The 287-nt window shown below is 65.2% G+C and carries 1 protein-coding gene; it reads right to left on the minus strand.

All coding sequences use genetic code 11. The features are described 5' to 3' along the window. A partial coding sequence (locus tag ACZYSP_RS35535; protein WP_489019258.1) for a LysR family transcriptional regulator occupies window positions 1-220 on the minus strand: 220 nt, incomplete at its 3' end. Window positions 221-287: the final 67 nt, after the last annotated feature.

Below are 287 nucleotides of genomic sequence, written 5' to 3' on the forward strand. Positions count from 1 at the left end.
ATTGCAGCATCTCGATGGTCTGGCTGTAGAGCGTCTGGCCCGCTGGCGTGAGCCGCGTGGGGTACGAGCTGCGGTCTACCAGGTCGGTGCCGGCCCAGCCTTCGAGCGCCTGGATGCGGCGGGACAACGCCGGCTGGGTCACATGCCTCAATTGAGCCGAGCGGCTGAAGCTGCGGGTTTCCGCCAAACTGATGAAGTCTTCGAGCCACTTGGTGTCCATACGCGGCGATTATGCGAGCGCCGCGCCATACTGGGCGCCCCCTCCTTTTCCCGCACTCGCCATGCCT

Source organism: Variovorax sp. F042, assembly GCF_057814215.1.